At 72.2% G+C, this 21,376-nt stretch carries 23 protein-coding genes and 1 pseudogene; 16 read left to right on the top strand and 8 right to left on the bottom strand.

Annotated features, from left to right (window positions below):
* Positions 1 to 75: 75 nt before the first annotated feature.
* Both B8W67_RS18025 and B8W67_RS18020 read right to left on the bottom strand, forming a co-directional pair.
* Positions 76 to 972: an alpha/beta fold hydrolase gene (locus B8W67_RS18025; protein WP_085305438.1), complete on the bottom strand. Its 897-nt coding sequence runs from the start codon at positions 970 to 972 to the stop codon at positions 76 to 78.
* A 39-nt stretch (positions 973 to 1,011) separates the two neighbouring features.
* Positions 1,012 to 1,764 (bottom strand): maleylpyruvate isomerase N-terminal domain-containing protein, encoded by a 753-nt coding sequence (locus B8W67_RS18020; protein WP_085305436.1) that lies wholly within the window; start codon positions 1,762 to 1,764, stop codon positions 1,012 to 1,014.
* Positions 1,765 to 2,001: 237 nt separating this feature from the next.
* On the opposite strand from B8W67_RS18020, the gene B8W67_RS18015 reads away from it, so the two are divergent.
* The 3 genes from B8W67_RS18015 (at position 2,002) to B8W67_RS18005 (ending at position 3,555) form a co-directional block, all read left to right on the top strand.
* Entirely contained in the window at positions 2,002 to 2,409 is a 408-nt protein-coding gene (locus B8W67_RS18015; protein WP_085305434.1) for a hypothetical protein, read from the top strand.
* 33 nt (positions 2,410 to 2,442) lie between these two features.
* The gene (locus B8W67_RS18010; RefSeq protein ID WP_085305450.1) at positions 2,443 to 3,072 is read left to right on the top strand and encodes a maleylpyruvate isomerase family mycothiol-dependent enzyme; all 630 of its coding nucleotides are present in this window, start codon (positions 2,443 to 2,445) and stop codon (positions 3,070 to 3,072) included.
* A gap of 81 nt (positions 3,073 to 3,153) precedes the next feature.
* Complete coding sequence (locus tag B8W67_RS18005; protein ID WP_133056144.1) at positions 3,154 to 3,555, top strand: hypothetical protein; 402 nt, start codon at positions 3,154 to 3,156, stop codon at positions 3,553 to 3,555.
* Between the two features lie 11 nt (positions 3,556 to 3,566).
* Here the strand turns inward: B8W67_RS18005 and B8W67_RS18000 are convergent, their stop codons facing one another.
* Positions 3,567 to 4,376: a DUF1906 domain-containing protein gene (locus B8W67_RS18000; RefSeq protein WP_109561831.1), complete on the bottom strand. Its 810-nt coding sequence runs from the start codon at positions 4,374 to 4,376 to the stop codon at positions 3,567 to 3,569.
* A 127-nt stretch (positions 4,377 to 4,503) separates the two neighbouring features.
* On the opposite strand from B8W67_RS18000, the gene B8W67_RS17995 reads away from it, so the two are divergent.
* Positions 4,504 to 5,262, top strand: coding sequence for an SCO6745 family protein (locus tag B8W67_RS17995; protein ID WP_085305430.1), 759 nt, complete (start codon positions 4,504 to 4,506; stop codon positions 5,260 to 5,262).
* A gap of 9 nt (positions 5,263 to 5,271) precedes the next feature.
* On the opposite strand, the gene B8W67_RS17990 is transcribed toward B8W67_RS17995, so the two are convergent.
* The 5 genes from B8W67_RS17990 to B8W67_RS17970 all read right to left on the bottom strand — a co-directional run bounded on the left by B8W67_RS17990 (position 5,272) and on the right by B8W67_RS17970 (position 10,989).
* Entirely contained in the window at positions 5,272 to 6,762 is a 1,491-nt protein-coding gene (locus B8W67_RS17990) for a serine hydrolase domain-containing protein (RefSeq protein WP_085305444.1), read from the bottom strand.
* 100 nt (positions 6,763 to 6,862) lie between these two features.
* A complete protein-coding gene (locus B8W67_RS17985; RefSeq protein WP_085305428.1) occupies positions 6,863 to 8,104 on the bottom strand; it encodes a sulfotransferase family protein in 1,242 nt (413 codons plus the stop codon).
* On the bottom strand, positions 8,101 to 9,183 hold the full coding sequence (locus tag B8W67_RS17980; RefSeq protein WP_085305446.1) for a DUF1214 domain-containing protein: 1,083 nt from the start codon (positions 9,181 to 9,183) through the stop codon (positions 8,101 to 8,103). Before B8W67_RS17980 ends, B8W67_RS17985 begins: the two co-directional genes overlap by 4 nt.
* A 48-nt stretch (positions 9,184 to 9,231) precedes the next feature.
* The gene (locus B8W67_RS17975) at positions 9,232 to 10,089 is read right to left on the bottom strand and encodes a short-chain dehydrogenase/reductase (protein WP_085305426.1); all 858 of its coding nucleotides are present in this window, start codon (positions 10,087 to 10,089) and stop codon (positions 9,232 to 9,234) included.
* 123 nt (positions 10,090 to 10,212) lie between these two features.
* On the bottom strand, positions 10,213 to 10,989 hold the full coding sequence (locus B8W67_RS17970) for an SDR family NAD(P)-dependent oxidoreductase (protein ID WP_085305424.1): 777 nt from the start codon (positions 10,987 to 10,989) through the stop codon (positions 10,213 to 10,215).
* Positions 10,990 to 11,052: 63 nt separating this feature from the next.
* Here B8W67_RS17970 and B8W67_RS17965 point away from each other — a divergent pair, with 63 nt between their 5' ends.
* From B8W67_RS17965 to B8W67_RS17910, 12 genes and pseudogenes are all read left to right on the top strand, one after another.
* Positions 11,053 to 12,051 (top strand): glycoside hydrolase family 6 protein, encoded by a 999-nt coding sequence (locus B8W67_RS17965; RefSeq protein WP_109561830.1) that lies wholly within the window; start codon positions 11,053 to 11,055, stop codon positions 12,049 to 12,051.
* A 110-nt stretch (positions 12,052 to 12,161) separates the two neighbouring features.
* Positions 12,162 to 13,784 carry an FAD-binding oxidoreductase gene (locus tag B8W67_RS17960; protein WP_085305422.1) on the top strand — a complete coding sequence of 541 codons (1,623 nt, stop codon included), beginning with the start codon at positions 12,162 to 12,164 and terminating at the stop codon, positions 13,782 to 13,784.
* The gene (locus B8W67_RS17955) at positions 13,781 to 14,305 is read left to right on the top strand and encodes a gamma carbonic anhydrase family protein (RefSeq protein WP_069393861.1); all 525 of its coding nucleotides are present in this window, start codon (positions 13,781 to 13,783) and stop codon (positions 14,303 to 14,305) included. The genes B8W67_RS17960 and B8W67_RS17955 overlap by 4 nt, the downstream gene beginning before the upstream one ends.
* A gap of 86 nt (positions 14,306 to 14,391) precedes the next feature.
* Positions 14,392 to 15,060 carry a GNAT family N-acetyltransferase gene (locus B8W67_RS17950; RefSeq protein WP_085305420.1) on the top strand — a complete coding sequence of 223 codons (669 nt, stop codon included), beginning with the start codon at positions 14,392 to 14,394 and terminating at the stop codon, positions 15,058 to 15,060.
* Between the two features lie 131 nt (positions 15,061 to 15,191).
* On the top strand, positions 15,192 to 15,479 hold the full coding sequence (locus tag B8W67_RS17945) for a PE family protein (protein WP_234794012.1): 288 nt from the start codon (positions 15,192 to 15,194) through the stop codon (positions 15,477 to 15,479).
* 41 nt (positions 15,480 to 15,520) lie between these two features.
* On the top strand, positions 15,521 to 16,699 hold the full coding sequence (locus B8W67_RS17940; RefSeq protein WP_163797237.1) for a PPE domain-containing protein: 1,179 nt from the start codon (positions 15,521 to 15,523) through the stop codon (positions 16,697 to 16,699).
* 172 nt (positions 16,700 to 16,871) lie between these two features.
* Positions 16,872 to 17,207 (top strand): hypothetical protein, encoded by a 336-nt coding sequence (locus B8W67_RS17935; RefSeq protein ID WP_069393865.1) that lies wholly within the window; start codon positions 16,872 to 16,874, stop codon positions 17,205 to 17,207.
* A 30-nt stretch (positions 17,208 to 17,237) separates the two neighbouring features.
* Entirely contained in the window at positions 17,238 to 17,528 is a 291-nt protein-coding gene (locus tag B8W67_RS17930) for a WXG100 family type VII secretion target (protein ID WP_069393866.1), read from the top strand.
* A gap of 51 nt (positions 17,529 to 17,579) precedes the next feature.
* The gene (locus tag B8W67_RS17925) at positions 17,580 to 18,407 is read left to right on the top strand and encodes an ESX secretion-associated protein EspG (protein ID WP_085305416.1); all 828 of its coding nucleotides are present in this window, start codon (positions 17,580 to 17,582) and stop codon (positions 18,405 to 18,407) included.
* A gap of 93 nt (positions 18,408 to 18,500) precedes the next feature.
* Positions 18,501 to 19,448 carry a MinD/ParA family ATP-binding protein gene (locus tag B8W67_RS17920; protein ID WP_085305440.1) on the top strand — a complete coding sequence of 316 codons (948 nt, stop codon included), beginning with the start codon at positions 18,501 to 18,503 and terminating at the stop codon, positions 19,446 to 19,448.
* Between the two features lie 32 nt (positions 19,449 to 19,480).
* Positions 19,481 to 20,935, top strand: a complete 1,455-nt coding sequence (eccD, locus tag B8W67_RS17915) for a type VII secretion integral membrane protein EccD (RefSeq protein ID WP_197747560.1) — start codon at positions 19,481 to 19,483, stop codon at positions 20,933 to 20,935.
* Positions 20,936 to 20,943: 8 nt separating this feature from the next.
* Positions 20,944 to 21,376, top strand: a pseudogene (locus tag B8W67_RS17910) (type VII secretion-associated serine protease); the annotation flags it as partial.

Below are 21,376 nucleotides of genomic sequence, written 5' to 3'. Positions count from 1 at the left end.
CTCATTCTCCCACCACGACAGGGCATTTCGGCGCTACGCCCCACCCCGAACCACTACCTCATCGGCGCATCCAGGCTAAGAGCGGCTGCGGTGTTCGGCGGCGAACCGCCGAATGCACCAGTTCACCTCGTCGGCGGCCTCGGCGAACAGGGCATGGGAGGCGTATGGCCACAGCGAGTATTCCCAATTCGGCACCACCGACTGGATACGACGAATCGCCGTGGCCGAATCGTGCACTGAGTTACCCGCGAGAAGGACCTGAACCGGACGATGCACCGAGCGCAGCAGACGATTTCCCGCAAATTGAAGTTGCGGTGTGCGAAAGGGTGATGCAAAAGCAGCGAACCCGGCGACAAAGAGGTCGGTCAACATGTCGATGGAACTGCCCGCCGCAGGGTCACCGGTTATCCACGCCGCGGCGCGTCTAGCGCGAGCTGAGTTCGGGCGCACTAGCAGAAGAGCGAGGCTTCGCCACGTCGTTGCCGAGAGCCGCGTCACTGTGTGGGCCGGATCGATAAGCGTCAACGTGGCCAACCGATCCGGTGCGCGGGCCGCGGTATGGGTGGCCAGCCAGCCACCGTAGGAATGGCCGACGAGGTGCACGTCGTGCAGCCCCAACCCTGCCAATACCGCAGCGATGCAGCGCGCGCCGCGTGCGGGGGTCAACATCGCCTTCGACTGCATGCCGGCTCCGGGCTGACCCAGCATGTCCATGGTGTAAACGGTGAAATCCCCTGCCAAGCCGGCGACTTGGGGCCACCACATCGCAGAGGTCAAGAAGTAGCCGTGTATCAACACGATGGGGACGCCACCGTTGGGCCCGTGCTGGTACACCCGCGCGGCGCCGAACTCCGTGGGAACATCGTGAACGACATCGGGACGAGGTGTCAGCGCCCGCACCCGGTCATACAGGGCCAAATAGCGTTGTCGTGCCTGCGCACTTCTGAAGCCGCCGTCATCCGAGCCGAACACTGGGCCCTCCGATCGCCGCGGCGACGCAGTCACGGACGATCATTCGACGAGATCGTGGCGTGGTGGTCGGATGGCGTGATTCCGGGCGACGGGTGGCGGATCCGGTGGAGTTCCCTGCCAGGGCAGCGCTGACAATTGCCGTTCGCTGCGCCGGCCACCGAAGGCCCGCAGGGCGTCGAAATCGGAGAGACTGATCACCGGCTGATCCGTCGCAGTATCGGGATCGCCGAGTTGCACGGTTCCGATCGACGGCGTGGTGAGTCGCATCGCCACTCGGTGGCTGCCTCGGAAGGCGAGGTCGTACATCGTCGTCAAGAACCCGAGTGCGACTTGGTAGGTGAGATCGGCGGTCCGGTCTCCGGGTTCGCCCACCGCGCCTCGGATGTCGTGTTCGTGGGTGAGTACGTCGAAGATGAGCTGCCCGGCGGCGAGTTCCGGCGCGCCCTGGGTCATCTGTGCGGCCAGAAGACCGACCGACCCTCCCCACAGGTCGAGTAACTCATCGACGCTCTTGTGTCCGAGGCGGTTGATCTGCGTTCGGGTCCACGACTCCGAGCCCACGCCCGCCAGGTCGCCGGAGACGACATCCTGCGCCGCACCGGCCAGGTGCGCAAGGGTGTCGCGGATGGTCCACGCAGGGCAGGCCGGCACGACCACCTCACCGACCTCATCGCGTCCCCGCAGCAGCGTCGCGACACGGTGGTAGACGAGGCGGTACGCCTCCGCAGCGTCGGAGACCGGCGACAGCCGGGGCGCGCGGGCGCCTTGAGCGTTGTCGGGTTCGGTGGGCATCCGGTGACCTCCCTCGCAGGACAGCGCCCGGTTCCAGGCTCCCCGAGGACGGTACCCAAAAAGTAAGAAAAATAAATATACTCTGAAGTAACAGTAAACATTCGTGGCGGCGGCCGCCCATGTCACATGACCACGGTGGGCGCGGCCCGCACCGCGGTTGCCCGCGGACGGAAGGGGTGAAAGAGCGCGTAACGGATCGCTGGACGCGATGCCGGGACGTGCGGAAGAGTAGATGCGATGACGCGCAGGCGCATCAGGACGCTGCTCCGGACATTCGTCGGTCTCCGGTTGGCTACCGGTGTGGCGGCTTGGGTGGCGCCGAACACGACCGGACGTCTCATCGGACTGAATTCCGGTCGCGATCAGCCGTTCACGGCCCAACTATTCGGCGCGCGGGAATTGGTCTTGGCCTTGGCGGTCGCCGCCCCAGGCCCGCCGTCAATACGGACGCGTGCATTGCAGTGGGGCCTGGCGGTCGACGTGCTGGACGTCGTCGCCGCAGCGCGCGGTGTGCGCGCGGGGACGCTGGCGCCGACGGGTGTGATCATCACCGGCGGCGGTGCGGCGTCGTTCGCAGCCCTCGGCGTTGCGGCTTTGTCCGGGCAGTCCGGGCAGGTGCGCGATACGTCGACCACGCCGGCATGAGGCGGAATGCGGGTGTCAGGCAGGCAGACAGCAATGAAGCTCTCGGTGCGCGACCTGGCCGCCGCTGAGCGCGCTGATCTCGCTGCGTTACTGAAATCTCTCACCGCCGAGCAGTGGCGGGTTCCGTCGCCGTGCGACGGGTGGACCGTGCGCGACGTCGTTGCGCACATGCTCAGCTACGACGAGCTGGGTCTGACCGGGCTCGCCCGCCGATTCGCCCGCGGGCACCTGCACCTCGACCAGGCCAATGCGCTCGGGCTGGCGGACTTCGCCGACTGTACCCCCCGGCAGTTGCTGGACCTCCTCGATCGCTGCATAACCCCGCGGGGGCTCACCCGGGGCTTCGGGAGCCGCATCGCCCTGCTCGATGCGATGGTGCACCACCAGGACATCCGTCGTCCGCTCGGCATGCCACGCGACATCCCCGGTAAGCGCCTCGTTCCGGCGCTGAACTTCGCGCGAATGGCACCTCCTATCGGTGCCCGCCAACGCATTCACGGCCTTCGTCTGGTGGCGACCGATCTCGACTGGGCCGCCGGAGAGGGCCTCGATGTGATGGGGCCCGCGGAAGCGCTCCTGATGGCGATCGCCGGCCGCCACGGCGTCGCCGAGGAACTCGACGGGCCCGGCGCCGCCACGCTCCGCGAGCGAACCGGCCCCTGACCCGACGATCACCGCAAAACACCGCGGGTCGCGACGGTACTTCGCGTGAGCCCAGGACCCTCTCAAAAATAAGGTAAGCCTATGCTAAATTACGGCATGGTCGATTTCAGGCGGGTGCTGGTCGCCCGGACCGTGGCATGCGAACGGGCGCTGATGGCGCGCATGACCGTTTCGCGCCGGCCGCTGTTCGCGGCGCTGCGCCGGATCGCCGAGCGGGTCGGGCCGTTGCCGCTGCCCGCAGCGCGCGGGGAGTTCGCGGCGGCGCAACTGGAGATCCTGCGGGAGCTGGCGATCGCCTGGCACGACGACGGCAAGGCGCTGCTCGTGGCGCTCGCACCACTGTTCGACGAAGCCGCGATGAAGGACGTTTGGCTCGAATTGCGGCGCAGCGGCCCGAATCTGATGAAGACGGAGGCGGTCCGGCGTGCACGGCCCGCTGCGGTTAGGCCCGAACTGCGCGTGGTCGCTGCCGTGCGGCGCTGACGTGCCCGCGCCTACGGGTGCAGGTTCCATTGCCCGCAGTCGGCGGCCAGAACGTCGTTGACGTCGACCTCGGTGCCGCCGACGATCGGCCCCGGGCTCGACGCGGTGGCCACGATGCGCTGAAACAGCACCGCGGCGGGGTCGCGACGGCCGTTCGACCATGACCGGGTCTGCCAGGCCCACCGGTGCCCGGGGGTGCGGGAATTGCCGATCACGCCGGCCGCGCCCGCCCACTGGCACACGTCGACCCCGCCGTACACGCCGGTGCGCTGCACCCCGATCACAGAGTTGATGCCGCGAAACCACGGCAGCGCCACCGTGTCCCAGGTGTGCCGGTCGATGTCGTCGTCGACGCTGAAGAAGATCGGCGCACTCTGCCCGCCGCCGGCGGCGGTGTGGATCTGCCAGGCGGTCCGCGCGTCGGCGACCCCGCCGGCGTACCCGCGGGTGAAATCCGACGGTGCGGTGCCGCCGGGTTTGCCGTACTGGTAGTTGCTGACGATGACCAGCCCCGCGGCGGTCAGCGACTGCGCGTAGGGCCGGGTGATCGGTTTGGCCCCGAAGTTCGATCCGGGCCGCGAGGTCGACACGTAGTTGATCACCCCGGCGTAGCCGGCCGCCCGGATCGCCTCGGCGGGGATCTGGCGCATCGCGTAGTCGATGAGCATCGGGTTCGCCGCCGACGCCGGCGGTATCCCGGCGCGCGCCGCCGCGACCCCCGCCCCGGCCAGAGCCGACGCCGCCGCCGCGTAGCGCAGCGCGTCACGGCGCGACGCCCGGTGCGTGCGGCGCTGCGGAGGCATCGACGGGGGACCGGCCATGCGCAGATGTTAACAATGTGGCACGTGTTATTCGTGTTATTCGTGTGGCCCACGCCGTGGATGCCCCCGCGGGCATACTCGCACCTGCGGGCACACCCCGCCCCGCCGTCGACAAGGAGACCCGAGGATGACCGACACCGCCCTGATCGAGACCACCGCAGCAACCGGTGCGGCGATGGGGGAAACCGTCGCGCTGTTCATGCTGCACCCGCAGACCTTCGCCGACAGCACCGCCGCCGGCTACCAGAACCCGCTGGCCGGCTACGTGGCCGCCCGCGGCGGGGTCCTCGGCGAGGCCACCGGCACCACCGTCGCCGCGGTGTTCACCGTCTTCGAACCCGCCACCCTGGCCGCGATGTGGGACGAGGGCGTCGCGGTGCGCGGCGCGGCCGGCGCCGCCGAGGTGTACTGGGAGCAGACCGCCGAATTCGCCCGCCGCCACCTGGGCGGCGTCGACGGCCTGGAGCGCCTGGCCGCACTGGGCGAGAAACTCATCGCCGCCGCCCCGACCGGCGGGCTGGCATTGTTCGCCGGCTGGCGGGCCATGCCGCTGGCCGCCGACGCACCGGCGCGCGCGCTGCAGGTGATGTTCGTGCTGCGCGAACTGCGCGCGGCGGTGCACTTCCACGCCCTGATGCTCGCCGGGATCAGCCCGGTCGAGGCGCACATGCTCAACAAGGGCCCGCAGTACACGGCGATGTTCGGCTGGCCGGAGCCGTTCGCCGACGGCGCGGACAAAAAAGACGCCTACACCAGCGCCGAGGGGCAAACCAACCGGTGGATGGCGCAGTTGTCGGCGGGGGTTCTCGACACCGCCGAAACCGAGGAATTGGGCCGGCTGGCCGCTACGGCGTTGGCGGCGGTGCAGGCCAGCGCCGCGACCTGAGCCGGGGGCTCAGCTGCCGTAGAGGTGCAGTGCCCGGGCGGCCAGGGTGGCGATCTCGCCGCTGAGCCCGGCGATCGGCGGCCCACCGGGCTGGTGGATGACATTGGCGAGCACCACCACATACGTGTCGGAGCCGGGGTCGATCCACAACGTCACCCCGGTGAACCCGGTGTGCCCGACGCTGCCGATCGGGAACACCACCCCGCGCGGCGCCGAGTGCGGGGTGTCGATGTCCCAGCCGAAACCGCGCAGATCCTGCCCGCCGATCGCCGGATACGCCGGTGCCAGCAGCGGATCGGGCCGGTCGGGGGTGGCGGCCGTCGCCGCACGGGTCGCGTCGTTGGCGGCCACCAGCTGCTGCGGGCTGTGCCCGGGCTGCTGCGGGCTGGTCATCGCCGTCAGCGTCGCCGTGCTCAGCGGAAACGCGCTGGGCCGCCCGCCGAGCCGGTCGAGCAGCGCCTGGGCGAACAGCCCCACGTCGTGCACGGTGGAGAACACCCCGGCGCTACCGGCCACCCCGCCCATACGCCGCGCGGTCGGGTCGTGCACGGTGCCGCGTAGCAGCGCACCGAAATCCGGGTTGATCCCCTCGGTGTCGCCGTCGTGGGCGGTGGGGGCGATGCGGGACAGAAGGGCGGTACTCCACGAGTCCTCCGGGCAGTCGCGCGTGTCGGTGTCGCCGTCGGGGTCGGGGGCGATCACCGAACCCCGCACCCGGTGCGGCCCGCACGCCTTGGCGACCGGCAGATAGCGGGTGTCGCTCATGTGCAGCGGCGCGAACACGTGGTCGGGCACGTAGTGGTCCAGCGGCTCGCCGGTGAGCTTCTCCACCAGGGCGCCGAGGACGATGAACCCGATGTCGGAGTAGTGGAACCGTTCGCCGGGGCCAAACTCCAGCGGTGCGGTCAGCGCCCGGCGCACCCCATCGGCCTTGTCCGGGTGGGCCAGCCCCCACGGGCCCTGATGGCTCAAATCGCCGCCGATGCCGGAGGTGTGGGTGAGCAGCATCCGCACCGTCACCGCGGCGCGGCGCGGGTCGTGCTCGGTGTTGAACCCCGGCAGGTAGGTCTGCACGGGCTCGTCGACGGCGACCCGGCCCGCCTCGACCAGTTGCAGCACCGCCACCGCGGTCGCCAGGCACTTCGTCAGCGACGCCATGTCGAACAGGGTGTCGGGGGTCATCGGCTCGGCGGGGGAGGGCCGGTTGTCCAGGCCGGGTTCGCCGGGGAGTTTGCGTTCGCCGAACGCCTGGCGGTAGACGATGGTGCCGCCGTGGCCGACCTGCACCACCGCGCCGGGCAGTCGGTGGGCGGCGATCGCGGCGTCGATCAGCGGGGCGATCGGCGCGAACGCCGGATCCGGTGCCACCGGCGGCAGCGGGGGCGGCGCGGCGGTGCTCGGCGCCGCGTGCGGGGTGGTGGCGGGGCCGGTGGTCGACGGCGGCGGTGACGGTTGCCCGCAGGAGCACAGCACGGCGCCGGCCGCGACGACGGCGGTCATCGCGCGCACCCGGGCGTGACGTTGCCTCGACACCCTCACGGGAATCGACGGTAGCGGCTGCCGCGGCGCGGGTCACTCCGCGGCGCGGGGCGGCGGGCGCTCAGCCTCCGGCCGGCAGCCGGTCGGTGTAAAACGCCATCCGGTCGCGCAGCGCCGCCGGGTCGATGCCGAAGTCCTGCGGCCGGTAGCGGTGGGTGCCGTGGGCGTGGCGCGGCGCATCGCGGCGCTGGGCCTCCAGCAGGGCCGCGGTGTCGGGCGGGTCGAGCCCGGCGGCGTCGTAGACGCGGCGCAGCACCGCCGCCGGGGCGGCGAGCAGCTCACCGTAGGCGACGTCGACGATGGTCACCGCCCGGGCGAGCGGTGTCGAGCGGAACGCCACGGCGCGGCGCAGCCACAGCTCGGTCTGCTCGGTCTGGAACCGCCCGACGTCGGCGGCGTCGACGTGGTCGCTGTAGGTGGCCCGGTAGGTGGCGAACAGGCTGGCGCCGGAGGCCACCGTGTCGACGATGTCGCGGTGCAGCCACACCAGGCACGCGCCCGGATAGGTGGCCGCCAGGTGCGCCAACTCGGCGGTGTGGGCGGGGGCTTTGAGCACCCAGCGCCGGCCGTCGTCGAGGATCTGCAGCATCGTGCGGTGCGCGGCGTACTCGGCGGCGAAATCCTCGCCGGCCAGCCAGCGGGCGTAGCCGTCGAGGCGGACGGTGGAGGGAAACGCCCAGTTGCGCAGGGTGGTTCCCATGCCCAGCACGCACTCCTCGGGCATCCTCGGCCCGGAATCGTGCACCACCGCCATGGTGGGATTGAGCAGGTGCAACAGGTCGTGGGCGGGTGCGCTGGCGTCGATGCGGGCCTCGCGGTCGCCGTCGCGGAGCCCGGCCATCCGCCACGGCGCGCTCAGTTCCACCGGCAGCGGCGCGCGCAGCCGAGGATCGCGGGCCAGGGTGCGGAACACCAACGTGGTCCCGGTGCGCCAGCCGCCGACGATGACGATCGGGGGGCGCAGCGCCCGCTCGGGCACCGTGGGATGTTCCCGGGTGTAGCCGGCGAGCGCGGCGCGGGCGCGCAGCCGGCCGACGGCGGTGTCGCGCACCATCCGGGCGCCGAGCGCGTTGAGCCTGCCGTCCTCGTCCGCCGACGCGAGGTAGTGCTCCAGGCCGGGACGCCACTGGTCCGGATCGCCCAACCCGGCAGGGTCGCGGCCCGCGGTCGCCGTCTCGACCACGGCGCCCAGTGCCTCGACCCCGAGCCGGTAGCGCTGCGGCCGCTCGGCGCGGTCGGCCTCGGCGGCCGCGTACACCCGCCGGGCCTCGGCGCTGCGGGCGGCGGGCGCCCAGGCGCTCATCGCCGGCCCGGCAGATCGGCCAGCCGCACCCGGCGCACCGACGGCAGCGGCGGGGCCGCGGCCGGCTGCAAGAACCGCAGGACGACGATGCCGAAACCGCGGCCCTCGGTGTCGATCCAGTCACCGGCGCCGGGATCGTCCGCGGCGAGCACGAACCGGTAGCGGCCGTCGACGAGGGTGGCCGTGGCACCGGTGTAGGACACCGGCCGATACCGGTAGTCGAGAGAATTGAGAAAGCGGCTGTAGGCCAGGATGTTCCAGTACCGGCAGGCCACCGGCTCACCCTCGATCAGCAGCGCCTCCCCGGGCTCGAGGTGCCAGGCGCCGCGCAGGTAGGAGATGTCGGGCTCGGTGAACACCGCGCCGCCGGTCATCTGTGACCAGGGCCGGATCTCGTTGGGGCGCTGGCGGTCCTCGGCGGTGGCCGTGGCGATGATCTGGGGCAGGGCCGCGGTGGTGGCACCCAGACGCTGCAACGCTCGACGGAACCGCGGCGGGTCGATCGGGACGGGTACCGCGGGGGTGTCGACCGGTTCGATCGCGCACCACCCCTGCCGGTCGGTGTCCGCGTCGTCGTAGAAGAACCGCACCCACACCGCGCGCGCCCCGGCCGGCAGCTCCAGCCAGTCGCCGCTGGCGGGGCGCTCACCGCCGACGGCGAGGTCGAAGCGGCCGGCCGCATCGACGGTGAGCGCGTCGCTGTCGACCCGTGCGGTGGCCTGCGCGCCGGTCGCCGTGACGGCGTAGGCGGTGATCGAGACGTAGACCGCGTCGGCGCGCTCCCCGACGAGGCGGTAGCGGCGGTCGTCGCGGATGTCGGCCACCCAGTAGCCGAAGTCGGGATTGTCCATGAGGAACTTCTGGCGCCACCCGTTGAACGCCACCAACTCGGGGCGTTCCCGATCGACCTCGAAACGGCCCAGCTGGTTGGCCACCGCCCGCAGCAGGGCCCGAAACCCGTCGGCGCGTTCGACGTCGCTGAGCTCCGCGGTGTCGGCGGCCACCTGCCGGCCGGCGGCGCTCAGCGCCTCGACGAACTGGTCCCAGGCCGCCAGGTCGGCGTCGGTGTGCTCACCCATGGCGATCAGCATGGCAGGAGCTGCGGTGGCCGTCGGTGCGGCGCCGACTCATGGGTTTGTTCCCTCGGTCTCCAGGTCGGTGATCAGCTGCCGCACGGTGGCGTCGGTGCTCAACAGCCGGTCGAGGACGGGGTTGGCGATGCCGCGCAGCGCGCTGTAGAGACGCCAGCCGGCCGGCGCCGTCGTGGTCGCGGCGCGGCCGGTGATGCCCGCGACGATCGAGTGGGCGGCGTCGGCGGTGCTGATGCGCCGATTCAACGGCCAGGGCAGCAGGGCGCCGATGCGTTGCCCCAACGGGTGCTCGTCGAGCAGGTCGTGGGTCATCGCGGTGTCGACCAGGCCGAAGTAGGCGATCTGCACGGTCACGGAATGACCGGCCAACTCCAGCCGCAGCGCACGGGCGAGCTGTTCGACCCCGGCCTTGCTGATCATGTACGGCGAGCCGCCGGGCCCGGGGGTGAACGCAGCGCCCGAGCACACCGTCACGATGTGACCGCCGGTGGCGATCACATGCTCCACAGCGGGTTTGACGGTGTTGAACACCCCGGTCAGGTTGATGTCGAGGACCCGGTCGAAGTCGTCGCCGGTCATCGTCCGCAGGGTCGCCGGGACCGGGCTGACCCCGGCGTTGGCGACGACGACGTCGAGCCGTCCGAACCGTGTCGCCGCGGCAGCGACCGCGGCGGCCATCGCGGCGCGGTCCCGCACGTCGGCGGCCAATCCGATCGCCGAGCCCCCCAACTCGGTGGCGGCGCGCTCGACCCCGTCGGCGTCCACGTCGATCAGGGCGACGGCGGCGCCGCGGGCGTGCAGACTCCGGGTCACGGCGCGACCGATGCCCTGGGCGGCACCGGTGACCAGCGCCGCCCGGCCGGCCACGTCGAGTTCGGGAGACACAGACAACATAGGAAACACATGATTCCTATAGCGGGTGCCGGTGTCAATGGCCCCGTGCGCGGGCACCCCCCAACGCGGACCGGCCGGCTGACGCGAGGGTCAGCCGGCCGGTCCGGTGTCGTCGGGAAAGGGCTACTTCGGTGGCATCCGGATGCCGCCGTCGACCCGGACCACTTCGGCGTTCATGTAGGAGTTGGTGACCAGCTCGCACACCATCGAGGCGAGCTCGTCGGGCGCACCGAGGCGGCGCGGGAACAGCACCGACTCACCGAGCTTGGCCTTGAACGCCTCAGAGTCGGGGCCCTCGCCGTAGATCGGGGTGTCGATCAGGCCGGGGGCCACGGTGTTGACCCGGATCCCGACCGCCGACAGGTCGCGGGCCACCGGCAGGGTCAGCCCGACCACGCCGCCCTTGGAGGACGAGTAGGCCGCCTGGCCGATCTGACCGTCGAACGCCGCGACACTGGTCATGTTGACGATCGCGCCCCGCTCGCCGGTCGCGGTCGGCTCGTTGCGGCTCATCGCGGTCGCCGCGATCCGGATGCAGTCGAAGGTGCCGATCAGGTTGATGTCGAGCACCTTGCGGTACAGGTCCAGGTTGTGCGCCGAGGCGTACTCGCCGTCCTTGCCGATGGTGCGCTGCGCCCACCCGATCCCGGCGGAGTTCACCAGCACCCGCAGCGGGCCGAGCTTGGTGGCGGCGTCGACCGCGGCGATGATCTGGTCGGTGTCGGTGACGTCGACACTGGCGAACGTGCCACCGATCTCCTTGGCGAGCGCCTCGCCCTTCTCTGCCTGCAGGTCGGCGACGACGACCTTGGCACCCTTGGCGGCCAACTGCCGAGCAGTCGCCGCCCCGATTCCTGACGCGCCACCGGTGACGATGGCGCTGGCTCCGTTGATGTCCACGCCGACAGACTACGGGGTGCGGTGCTTTTGCCTGTCCGCCGGTCGCCGATTAGTTTCCTGCAGGTGATCTCCTCCGCCTGCACCGCCGTGGCCCGCTGGATCGTCCCCGCACTGACCCTCGCCGTGCTCGGCGCGCTGGCCGCCGTGAGCGCCCCGGCCGCGGTGCGCCTGGCCGATGCGCCCAACCCGTTGGCGGGCCGGCCGTTCTACGTCGACCCGGCGTCGGAGGCGATGGCCGCCGCGCGCGCCGCCGACCCGCAGAGCCCGGAGCTGACCGCGATCGCCAACACCCCGCAGGCCTACTGGCTCGACCATGCGTTCCCGGCGGGCACCGTCGCCGACACGGTGGCCGGCTACACCGGGGCCGCCGCGGCCGCCGGGGCGATGCCGGTGCTGGCGCTGTATGCGATCCCGCACCGCGACTGCGGCAGCTACGCCGCCGGTGGGTTCGCCAGCGGCGAGGACTACCGCGGCTGGATCGACGCGATCAGTGCGGGCCTGGGCGACAGGCCGGCGGCGATCATCGTCGAACCCGACGCGATCGCGATGGCCGACTGCCTCACCGGCGAGCAGCGCGACGAACGGTTCGCGCTGCTGCGCTACGCGGTGCAGACCCTGGGCGCCGACCCCGCCGCGGCGGTCTACCTCGACGGCGGGCACTCCCGCTGGCTGGGCGCCGACGACCTGGCCGGGCGACTGGCGCAGGCCGGGGTGGACCAGGCCCGCGGCTTTAGCCTCAACGTCACGAACTACTACACCACCGAGGAGCAGATCGACTACGGCGAAGCCGTCTCCGCGCTGACCGGCGGCAGCCACTACGTCATCGACACCTCCCGCAACGGGGCGGGCCCGGCCCCCGAGCACCCACTGAACTGGTGCAACCCCGACGGCCGCGCGTTGGGCGTGGCGCCGACCGCCGCGACCGCCGGTGCGCACGCCGACGCCTACCTGTGGATCAAACGGGTCGGCGAATCCGACGGCAGCTGCGACCGCGGCCAACCGGCGGCCGGACGGTTCGTCAGCGACTACGCCATCGACCTGGCCCGCAACGCCGCCGGCTGAGCAACTCCCCCGCCCCGGCGGGCACCGGGTGGTAGCTTGCCGGGCACCGGCGTGGCGCCGGCGCCGCGCCGGAGCGGCACGGTCCGGGCCGGTGACGGGAGGTGAGCAGCGTGCGCTCATGGTGGGGGTGGGGCACCGTCGAGCAGGCCTACACCGGCGCGGAGGCCGCGCAGCTGGAAGCGCGGGTGGCCGCACTGCTGCCCGGCCATGACCTCACCGTCCACGACCCGCCCGACCCGGCGGCCGCGGGACTGCCCGCCCCGCGCATCAGCGCGCCCGCGGCACTGGCGCCGCTGTGCTCGGCGGATCCCGTCGACCGGGCCGGGCACGCCCGCGGCAAGGCGTTTCGCGACGTGGCCCGCAACCTGCAGGGCAGCGTCGGACCGCTGCCCGACCTGGTCGCCCGCCCCCGCACCGAATCCGACATCGGCGACCTGCTCGACTGGTGTGCCCGCGAGGCGATCGCGGTCATCCCCTACGGCGGCGGCAGCTCGGTGGTCGGCGGCGTCGAACCCCGCGTCGACGGCCCGGCGCTCACCGTCGACCTCACCGCGATGGGCCAGGTCCTCGAGATCGACCGGATCAGCCGTGCCGCCCGCATCCAGGCCGGGGTCCTGGGCCCGGCGCTGGAAGCCCAACTGCGCCCGCACGATCTGACCCTGCGGCACTTCCCCCAGTCGTTCGCGCACTCCACACTCGGCGGGTGGCTGGCCACCCGCGCCGGCGGACACTTCGCCACCCTCTACACCCACATCGACGACCTGACCGAGTCGCTGCGGGTGCTCACCCCCGCCGGGGTCAGCGAATCGCGTCGGCTGCCCGGCTCGGGCGCCGGTCCCTCCCCGGACCGGCTGTTCCTCGGCTCCGAGGGCATCCTGGGCATCATCACCGAGGCCTGGATGCGGCTGCAGGACCGCCCCCGGTGGCAGACCACCGCGTCGGTGGCCTTCACCGACTGGTCCCAGGCGGTCGCCGCGACCCGCGCCATCGCCCAGGCGGGGCTGTACCCGAGCAACTGTCGGCTGCTCGACCCCGCCGAGGCCGCCCTCAACGCCGCCACCACCGTCAGCGGGGGGCTGCTGGTGCTCGCCTTCGAATCCGCCCACCATCCGGTCGATCCGTGGATCGAGCGTGCCCTGGCGATCGTCGCCGACCATCACGGCACCGTGCTGGCCCGGCGTTCCCGTGACGCCGCCGCACCGGCCGCCGGGCCCGCCGACGCGGCCGACAGCTGGCGGTCGGCGTTCGTACGGATGCCGTATCTGCGCGACGCGCTGGCACGGCGCTCGGTGATCGCCGAGACCTTCGAAACCGCCTGCACCTGGGACCGTTTCGACGCGCTGCACGCCGCGGTCACCGCCGCCGCCACCGCCGCGATCCGCGACGTCTGCGGCACCGGGGTGCTAACCTGCCGGTTCACCCACGTCTACCCGGACGGGCCGGCGCCCTACTACGGGATCTACGCCGCCGGGCGCTGGGGGTCACTCGACCGGCAGTGGGACGAGATCAAAACCGCGGTCGCCGAGGCGCTCAGCGCCGCCGGCGGCACCATCACCCACCACCACGCCGTGGGCCGCGACCACCGCCGCTGGTACGACCGGCAGCGCCCCGACCCGTTCGCCGCGGCGCTGAGCGCGGCGAAGACCCGCCTGGACCCGGCTGGCATCCTCAACCCCGGGGTCCTCATCGACGCACCCCGCCGCACCGCACCCGACCCAGGAGGCAACCTGTGATCACCACCCTCGACGGCCACACCCCCGACCTCGGCGCCGACTGCTGGGTGGCGCCCACGGCGGTCCTGATCGGGCGGGTCCGCCTCGACGCGCGGGTCGGGGTGTTCTACTCGGCGGTGCTGCGCGGCGACGTGGAGACGATCACGATCGGCGCGGACACCAATATCCAGGACGGCTGCGTGCTGCACGCCGACCCCGGCTTCCCGCTCGTCGTCGGCACCGGGGTGTCGGTCGGCCACAACGCGGTGCTGCACGGCTGCACCGTCGGCGACGACGTCCTCATCGGCATGGGCGCCACCGTCCTCAACGGCGCCCGCATCGGGAGCGGCAGCCTCATCGCCGCCAACGCCCTCATCCCCGAAGGTGCCGACATTCCGCCCGGCTCCCTGGTGGCCGGGGTGCCCGGGAAGGTGCGGCGCAGCCTCGGCGACGCCGAACGCGACGCGATCGCGCTCAACGCCCGCGCCTACGGGGCGCTGAAGGGCCTGCACGCCGACGCGGTCCACCACGACGGGCCCTGATCCGCCCCGGGGCGGGCCCGCGGCGAGACCCGTCAGATCCCGCAACGGCGCAGCGTCGCGGCGGCGGCTGTTCTAGGCTCGAAGCCATGACAGACCTCGACCAGGCGGCGGCCCGCCGCGAAATTGCCGATGCCCTGCTCAATGCGTTGAACCGGCGCCACGAGGTGCTCGACGTGATCGTCGAGGCCGACGACCGCGCCGGCGCGGTGACGGCGATCGGGAAACTGTTGGGCACCTCGCGAGCCGGCAGCGAGGCGGTGATCGGCCTGTCGTTCGACCGGATCACCAAGGAGGCGCGCAAGAAGATCGCCGCCGAACTCGACGACCTCAACAGCCAACTCAGTTTCACCCTCGCCGACCGCCCGGCCAGCTCCGGCGACACCCTGGAACTGCGGCCGTTCTCCGGTCAGACCGACCGCGACATCTTCGCCGAACGCACCGCCGACGTCGGCGCCACCGGCGACGGGTCCGGCGCCCCGCCCCACGAACTCGACGAGGAGATCCGTGCGGCGCTGGCCCGCGAGGACGACGAGGAGGCCGCCTGGTTCGTCGCCGTCGAGGGCGCCGAGAAAGTCGGGATGGTGTTCGGCGAGCTCACCGGCGGTGAGGTCAACGTCCGCATCTGGATCCGTCCGCAGATGCGCAAACGCGGCTACGGCACGGCCGCGCTGCGCAAATCCCGCTCGGAGATGGCGGCCTACTTCCCGGCGGTGCCGATGGTGGTGCGCGCCCCGGGGGCCGAGCCCACCGGGTAGCCGCGGGCGCGCATCCGCTGATCCCGCCGGCGGTATCGACACCGGCCGCCGGGAGTCTTAGACTCAAAAAATTCCGCAGCCGCGTGGACTACGGACGCGATGCCGGGAGGCGCATGATGTCGCTACTGGACGTGAATACCGTTGCCGTGGAGGGATCCGCACTTCTCGAGGCGGCACTCGGCGGGGAGATGGCAGCCACCACCGCCGGTGGTGCGGCGGCACTGGTCGGGGTGATTCCGATGGCGCTCGACGCCGATTCGGCGGCGTTCGCCGCGGCGCTCAACGCCGCGGGGGCCGCCTATCTCGGGGTGGCCGCCGACCACGTCGGCCACCGCGCCGCGCTCGCCGGTGGCCAGAACCTCGCCTCCCTCACCTATGTGGTGAACGAGGTGGCCAGCTCCCTCGCCCTGACGCTCTAAACCCCCAGAAGCGCAGGCACACCATGGTCGACCCCCGGTGGATGGGTCCACCCGAGATCATCGCGGCGACGTTCGAAGCCGGACCCGGGCCGACGTCGACGGTGGCCAACCAGGCGGTGTGGCTGACCGAGGCGGTCAACCACGAGGTGGTGGCGGGAGTGTCGGCAGCCAACACCGCCGCCACCTCCAGCCAGTGGATCGGCTTGGGCGCCACCGCATCTGCGGCGACCGCGACCGGCCTCAACCTCGACCTGGCCACCCTGGGTGGCTGGATCGCCCACAAGGTCGCGGTGACCCAGGCCGCCGCCGACGCGTTCGCGGTGGCCGCCTCCGGCGTCATCCCCTCCGTGGTGTGCCAAGCCAACCGGGATCAGTGGGCGGTGTTGAACGCCACCAACTTCTTCGGCTTCAACACCCCGGCGATCGTGGCCCTGGACACCGAATACTTCGGCGAGCACTATCCGCACAACGCCGCGCTCGGGTGGGCGTATTCGGCTGCGCTCACCGCTTTGACCGCCGCACTGGCGCTGCCGCCGCCGCTCGGTGTGCCCGGCGCGAACCCGGCGGCCCCGGCCGCCGCCGGCGGACAGCTCGCCGCCGACACCGCCGGGATGCTCGACGGTCCCGGGGCCGCGGCCCCGGCCGCAGCGCTGGCCGACCCTGGGGCGGGGGCCGGTTCTGGACTCGGTGATCTCGGGTCGACGGTCGGCCAGGTGACCCCGCTGCTGAGCGGTGTGACCCAACCGGTGCAGCAGGTGGCCCAGATCCCGGCACAACTGGCGCAGTCGGCCGGTGGCGCGGTGCAACCGCTCACCGGCGTGCTGGGCACGGTCGGCGGCGGGATGTTCGCGACCCCGGCCGCGACGGCGTCGACCGGTGAGCTCGCCGCGGCCGGGGAGGCCGCCGAACCGGTGCGCCTCGGCGGCGGGTCTGCGGCGCCACCCGTCGGCGCCGGCCCGCTGGCCCCGGTCGGGCTCACCCGCTACACCCAACCGACGAGCAGCTTCGCCCCGGAGAACGCCGGCCGGCCCACCGCACTGGGCTCCGGTCTGCTGACCGCCGGCCCCGAGCCGCCCGGTGCGCGCGCGGCGCCGGTGCCGGTCGGGGCGGGTATGCCGCTGGCCCCGGTGGGCGGTAGCCCCCGCGACCGCGACGACACCGCGCAGACCGGCCGCGCACGGGTCGTCGCTGCGGCCGGCGGCACTCCGGGTTCCCAGTGAACACCCAGGATCTGGGGACGCCGAGTCAGGCGAGCCTGCAGTGAAAGTTGTTACCGGAGAATGGGATAACGATCCCCAGCGGGCTAAATCACTGAAGTGACATTCGTCACATCGGGTTTAGACTCGACGCACGAGGTCCCCATTCGGCGGGGCCGGCAGCCCGGAGGTAGGCATGGGAAACATACCGGCCGGCGGCGGCGTCATCGTCACCCCCGACATGATGCTCGAGGCGCAGCGCGCCATCGAGAACGCATTGGTCGACGCGCAAACCGTCGCCAACCAATACCTGTCCAGCCACGAGGACGCGGCGCCCGGCTACGCGGGGGACGGCTACAACGCCTCCTACGCCACGGCGATCCGGATCCAGGCCGACATGACCAAGCTGTTGACCGCAGGCACCAGCCTGGCCCACGGGCTGGGCAAGGTGGCGATGTTGATGCAGCACCACGAAATGACTGCCGCCCAGAACTTCACGGCCTTCGCCCCCGACACCGCGGCCGGTGTCTGAGCCGGTCACGACAGGAAAGACACGACGATCATGAACGATCAGATCACCTACAACTACGGGGTGGTGTTCGGTTTGGGCTCCACTGTCGGCCAGCACGCCGGCGTTTTGGACCAGGACCTGCAGAGCGTGATCACCCAGACCAACCGGGTCGCGGAGTTCTTCCAAGGTGACGCCCACATCGCCTTCGCCGACCGGCAGACCGCGATGATCGGCGCGCTCGGCGACCTCATCGCGGTGATGGCCGCCCACGGCAAACTCATCAACCAGACCGGCCACAGCGCCCACGAAACCGACCAGCTCGGCACCACCTATTTCGTCTGACACTGCCCGGTGTGCCGGCGCCTGACGCCGGCTGCCGGGCCGGGAGCCGAGGTGTTGACCACGACCGTCGACGGCATCTGGGTGCTGCAGGCACTGAGTCGAATCGAGTGCCTGGCACCGGAGTTGGGGCTGCGCCCGTTACTGGTGCGTTATGAGTCTGCGCAGTCGGCGCTGCGCCATCCGGTGGCCGACGAGTTGCGGGCCGCGGGGGCGATCGGCGCCGACGGGACCGTGGACGCGGCGGTGCGGGAATGGCTGACCGTGCTGGCCCGCCGCGACGTGGCGTTGGTGGCCCGTATCCGCCGTCCCGGCGACGGCGGGGAGCCGGCCACGGCGATCCTGGCGCGCTGCGCCCAGTTCTGGGTCGTGCTCGAACGGCACGCCGACGCCCTGCGTCTGAGCGGTGTCGGCTGCAGTCGTGACCACGATGAGGCCGTCGATGTCGTGCACACCCAGATCACCCGGCTGTGCGGCGCCCTGCCCGCCGCGCCGATACGCCCGATCACGGTGCCCGCCGGCGTGTTCGGCGCAGCGACCGTCGAAGAGCTCAGCGGGAGCCTCGCCGATCTGATCCTCGACGGACCCCAGCGTCACCTGATGCGTGCAGCGCTGGATCCGCGGGCCAGTGCGCAGGCGTCGTTCGTGGCGCTGCAATCCGGCACCGGCGGTGCCGCCCCCGGCGGACACGTCGACCCCGGGGCGGTCACGCTCGTCGACACCGCGGTCGGGCGCCTGCTCGCCGAGCAGGTGTTCGCCCCCGGGCACCGCTGGATGGTGATCGCGCCCGGCACGCCGACCGCCACGATCGCCGCCATCGACCGGATGCTGCAGCGCCTCCCGGCGCGTCGGGACTGGCATGCGGTCCGGCGCGGAAGGTGACCCGACACCACCGAAACCAACACAGAACAGGAGCCGGTGATGACCACAGCACGCAAGGACGCGTCGGACGCGGTGCGCGGCGGCCCACCGCAGATGCCACCGTCGGGGACGGTGAGCCCGCTGCGCATCGCAGATCTGGTGGCGCCCCGCAAGATCCCGCCGGGTGGGGGCTGGCGGCGCCTCTGCTACACCGCCTCCGCCCACCGGATCAATCCGGGCGAATCACGCCGCGAACGGCACTACCGTGAACTGCGCAACCGGATCCGCCGCCACATCCGCAAACAATTCGTGATCGGAGTGGTCTCCGGTAAGGGCGGGGTCGGCAAGACGACCCTGACCGCCTGCCTGGCCGGCGTGTTCCGGCAATGCCGCCCGGAGAACGTCGTCGCGCTCGACGCAGCGCCCGGCTTCGGCACCCTGGCCGCCCGCATCGACGAGAACCCGCCGGGCGACTACGCCGCCGTGCTCGCCGACACCGAGGTGTACGGCTACGCCGACATCCGCGAGCACCTCGGGCAGAACGCCCTCGGTCTCGACGTGCTCGCCGGCGACCAGGCCTCCGACCGGTCCCGCCCCCTGGATTCGGCGATGTATCGGGGTGTGCTCACCCGGTTGCGGCGTACCCACACGATCCTCGTCGTCGACACCGCCGACGATCTGGAGCATCCGGTGATGGCCGCGGTGCTCGGATCCCTCGACACGCTGGTGCTGGTGTCGGGGCTGACCGTGGACACCTCGCTGCCGGTGACCCGCACGGTGGAACTGCTGCGCGCCCACGGCTACCACGAACTGGTGGCCGGAAGCACCGTCGTGCTCAACGACAGCCGCGGGCACGTCGACTCCGACGCGCGGCGTTACCTGACCGAACGGTTCAGCCAGTGGGGCGCGACCGTGGAGTTCGTGCCCTACGACCCGCACCTGGCCACCGGGGGGATCATCGACATCGAACACCAGTTGCGGCCCGCGACGCGGTTGCGGCTGGTCGAGATCGCCGCCGGTATCGCCGACAAGTACATCCCCGAGGCCGACCGGCAACCCTGATGGCGGCCAGCATCGCGCCGGCACGGTGCGCCGTGGCCGTGATCTACCACCACCACCTGGTGGCGCAGGTCCTGCCGGCCGCGGTCCCGCTGGAGGCCTTCCTCGACGACGTCGTGGCCCTGTTCAACGAGGAACTGCGCAGCCGCGGTGAGACGGAACTGCCGACGCAGACCGACTATGAGCTGCACCGGGCCAACGGTGTGCGCATCGATGCGGGCAAGACCCTCGACCAGCTGGGCATCGAGGACGGCGCCAGCCTCATCCTGGCGCCCACGGTGACCGGCGAGGCGTTCGCACCCCAGTACGAGTCGCTGTCGACCGGGTTGGCGCACACCGGGAGACACCTGTTTCCGCCGCTCGACGCGGACCTCGCCGCCCACCTCGCGGTGGGGCTGACCGCGCTGTGCGCGGCGAGTCTGGCAGCCGTGGCGCTGCGCGCCCGGCTCGCCGCCGACACCCCGACGCCGGCGGCGGCGTCCGCGGCAGCCGGTGCGATGCTCGCCGCCGCGTTCGGGGCCGTCCTGCGATGGTGGCCGCGGCGGCGCGACCTGCTCACCGGATTCGGATGGATCGGCACCGGACTGTTGGCGACCGCCGCCGCCCTGGCAGCGCCCGGCGCGCTCGGGGCCGCCCACCTGGTGATCGGGGCGCTGGTGGGCGCCGTGGCGGCCGCGGCACTGGTGGCGGTCACCGGTCGCGGCCTGCTGGCGGCCACGACGGTGGTGACGGTGTGCGCCCTGGGCGCGGCGGCGGCCACGCCGCGGATGTGGCATCCGGTGCCGGCGCCCTGGCTCGGGACGGCAACGCTGGTGGCGTTGCTGCTGGTGTTGACCGCCGCCCCGACGATCGCACTGTGGGTCGCCCACATCCGCCCACCGCACTTCGGGTCGATCACCGGACGAGACCTGTTCTGGCGCACCGACGGGCTGCCACCGGACGCGGTCAGTCCGGTCCCCGCCGGCCCCGCCACCGCCGACCCCGACGACCCGGCAGCCGACACCACCCCGAGCGGGGCGCGACTGGTGGCCGCGGCGACCCGCGCGCACGACGCGCTCACCGGTATCTGCCTGGGCGCCGCCGTGGCGTTCCCGGTCGCGGCGTGGGCCGCCGTCGACCCGGGTCGCGGTGCGGCCGGCGGCTGGCTGGTGGGCCTGTTCGTGGTGATCTTCGCGGGCCGCAGCCGCGCCCTGACCGCCAGACACCCGGCGGCGGCGCTGCTGTGCGGCGCGGGCGGCGCGGTCTGCGCCACCGTGCTGCGCTATGTCGTCGCCGAGGCGCCGCAGAGCACCACCGCGCTGGCGACCGCGGCGGCGGTGTTTGCCGGGGTGGCCGGTGGCGCGCTGCTGGCGGCGCTGCTGGTGCCGACCGCCCGCTTCACTCCGCTGGTGCGCATGGCCGTCGAGTGGATCGAGTTGGCCGCGATCGTGGCGGCACTTCCCTTGGCGGCCGGGCTCTGCGGGCTGTTCACCTGGGTGCGGATGCGATGAGACCTGCCATGAGACCCGCCATCGGCGCCATAGCCGCCATAGTCGCCATCGTCGCGGCGGTCACCGTGCCCGGTGCGGCGGCGGTGCCCCCACCGCAGATCGACCCGGGCCGGGTGCCGGTCGACGGTGTGCCCGGACCCGATCAGCCGATGCGCCAAAGCAACCTGTGCGCCCGCACCATCACCGTCGCCGACCCGGACGTCGCGCAGCCCGCCCCCGGGTCGGCGATGCTCGACATCGCCCGCGCCTGGGACTACTCCACCGGCAACGGGGTCCCGGTGGCGGTCATCGACACCGGCGTCAACCCGAGTCCGCGGCTACCGGTCGTGTCCGGCGGGGACTACATCACCGGCGGTGACGGTCTGTCCGACTGCGACGCGCACGGCACGATCGTCGCGGCGGTCATCGCCGCAGCCCCGCAGGGCCGCCCCGGGCCCCGCC

It is taken from the genome of Mycolicibacillus koreensis, from assembly GCF_002104795.1.
GTDB lineage: Bacteria > Actinomycetota > Actinomycetes > Mycobacteriales > Mycobacteriaceae > Mycobacterium > Mycobacterium koreense.
The sequence above is the reverse complement of the archived record's forward strand: the minus strand, read 5'-3'. Positions and strand labels throughout refer to the sequence as shown.

Bases quoted from the DNA above. Each gene is read 5' to 3' on its own strand.
- B8W67_RS17980 (WP_085305446.1), bottom strand. From the start codon at position 9,183: ATGGGTGAGCACACCGACGCCGACCTGGCGGCCTGGGACCAGTTCGTC.
- B8W67_RS17990 (WP_085305444.1), bottom strand. From the start codon at position 6,762: ATGACCGCCGTCGTCGCGGCCGGCGCCGTGCTGTGCTCCTGCGGGCAA.
- B8W67_RS17975 (WP_085305426.1), bottom strand. From the start codon at position 10,089: ATGTTGTCTGTGTCTCCCGAACTCGACGTGGCCGGCCGGGCGGCGCTG.
- B8W67_RS17935 (WP_069393865.1), top strand. From the start codon at position 16,872: ATGGGAAACATACCGGCCGGCGGCGGCGTCATCGTCACCCCCGACATG.
- B8W67_RS18005 (WP_133056144.1), top strand. From the start codon at position 3,154: ATGCTAAATTACGGCATGGTCGATTTCAGGCGGGTGCTGGTCGCCCGG.
- B8W67_RS18020 (WP_085305436.1), bottom strand. From the start codon at position 1,764: ATGCCCACCGAACCCGACAACGCTCAAGGCGCCCGCGCGCCCCGGCTG.
- B8W67_RS17930 (WP_069393866.1), top strand. From the start codon at position 17,238: ATGAACGATCAGATCACCTACAACTACGGGGTGGTGTTCGGTTTGGGC.
- B8W67_RS17920 (WP_085305440.1), top strand. From the start codon at position 18,501: ATGCCACCGTCGGGGACGGTGAGCCCGCTGCGCATCGCAGATCTGGTG.
- B8W67_RS18000 (WP_109561831.1), bottom strand. From the start codon at position 4,376: ATGGCCGGTCCCCCGTCGATGCCTCCGCAGCGCCGCACGCACCGGGCG.
- B8W67_RS17995 (WP_085305430.1), top strand. From the start codon at position 4,504: ATGACCGACACCGCCCTGATCGAGACCACCGCAGCAACCGGTGCGGCG.
- B8W67_RS17985 (WP_085305428.1), bottom strand. From the start codon at position 8,104: ATGAGCGCCTGGGCGCCCGCCGCCCGCAGCGCCGAGGCCCGGCGGGTG.
- B8W67_RS17950 (WP_085305420.1), top strand. From the start codon at position 14,392: ATGACAGACCTCGACCAGGCGGCGGCCCGCCGCGAAATTGCCGATGCC.
- B8W67_RS17940 (WP_163797237.1), top strand. From the start codon at position 15,521: ATGGGTCCACCCGAGATCATCGCGGCGACGTTCGAAGCCGGACCCGGG.
- B8W67_RS18015 (WP_085305434.1), top strand. From the start codon at position 2,002: ATGACGCGCAGGCGCATCAGGACGCTGCTCCGGACATTCGTCGGTCTC.
- B8W67_RS18010 (WP_085305450.1), top strand. From the start codon at position 2,443: ATGAAGCTCTCGGTGCGCGACCTGGCCGCCGCTGAGCGCGCTGATCTC.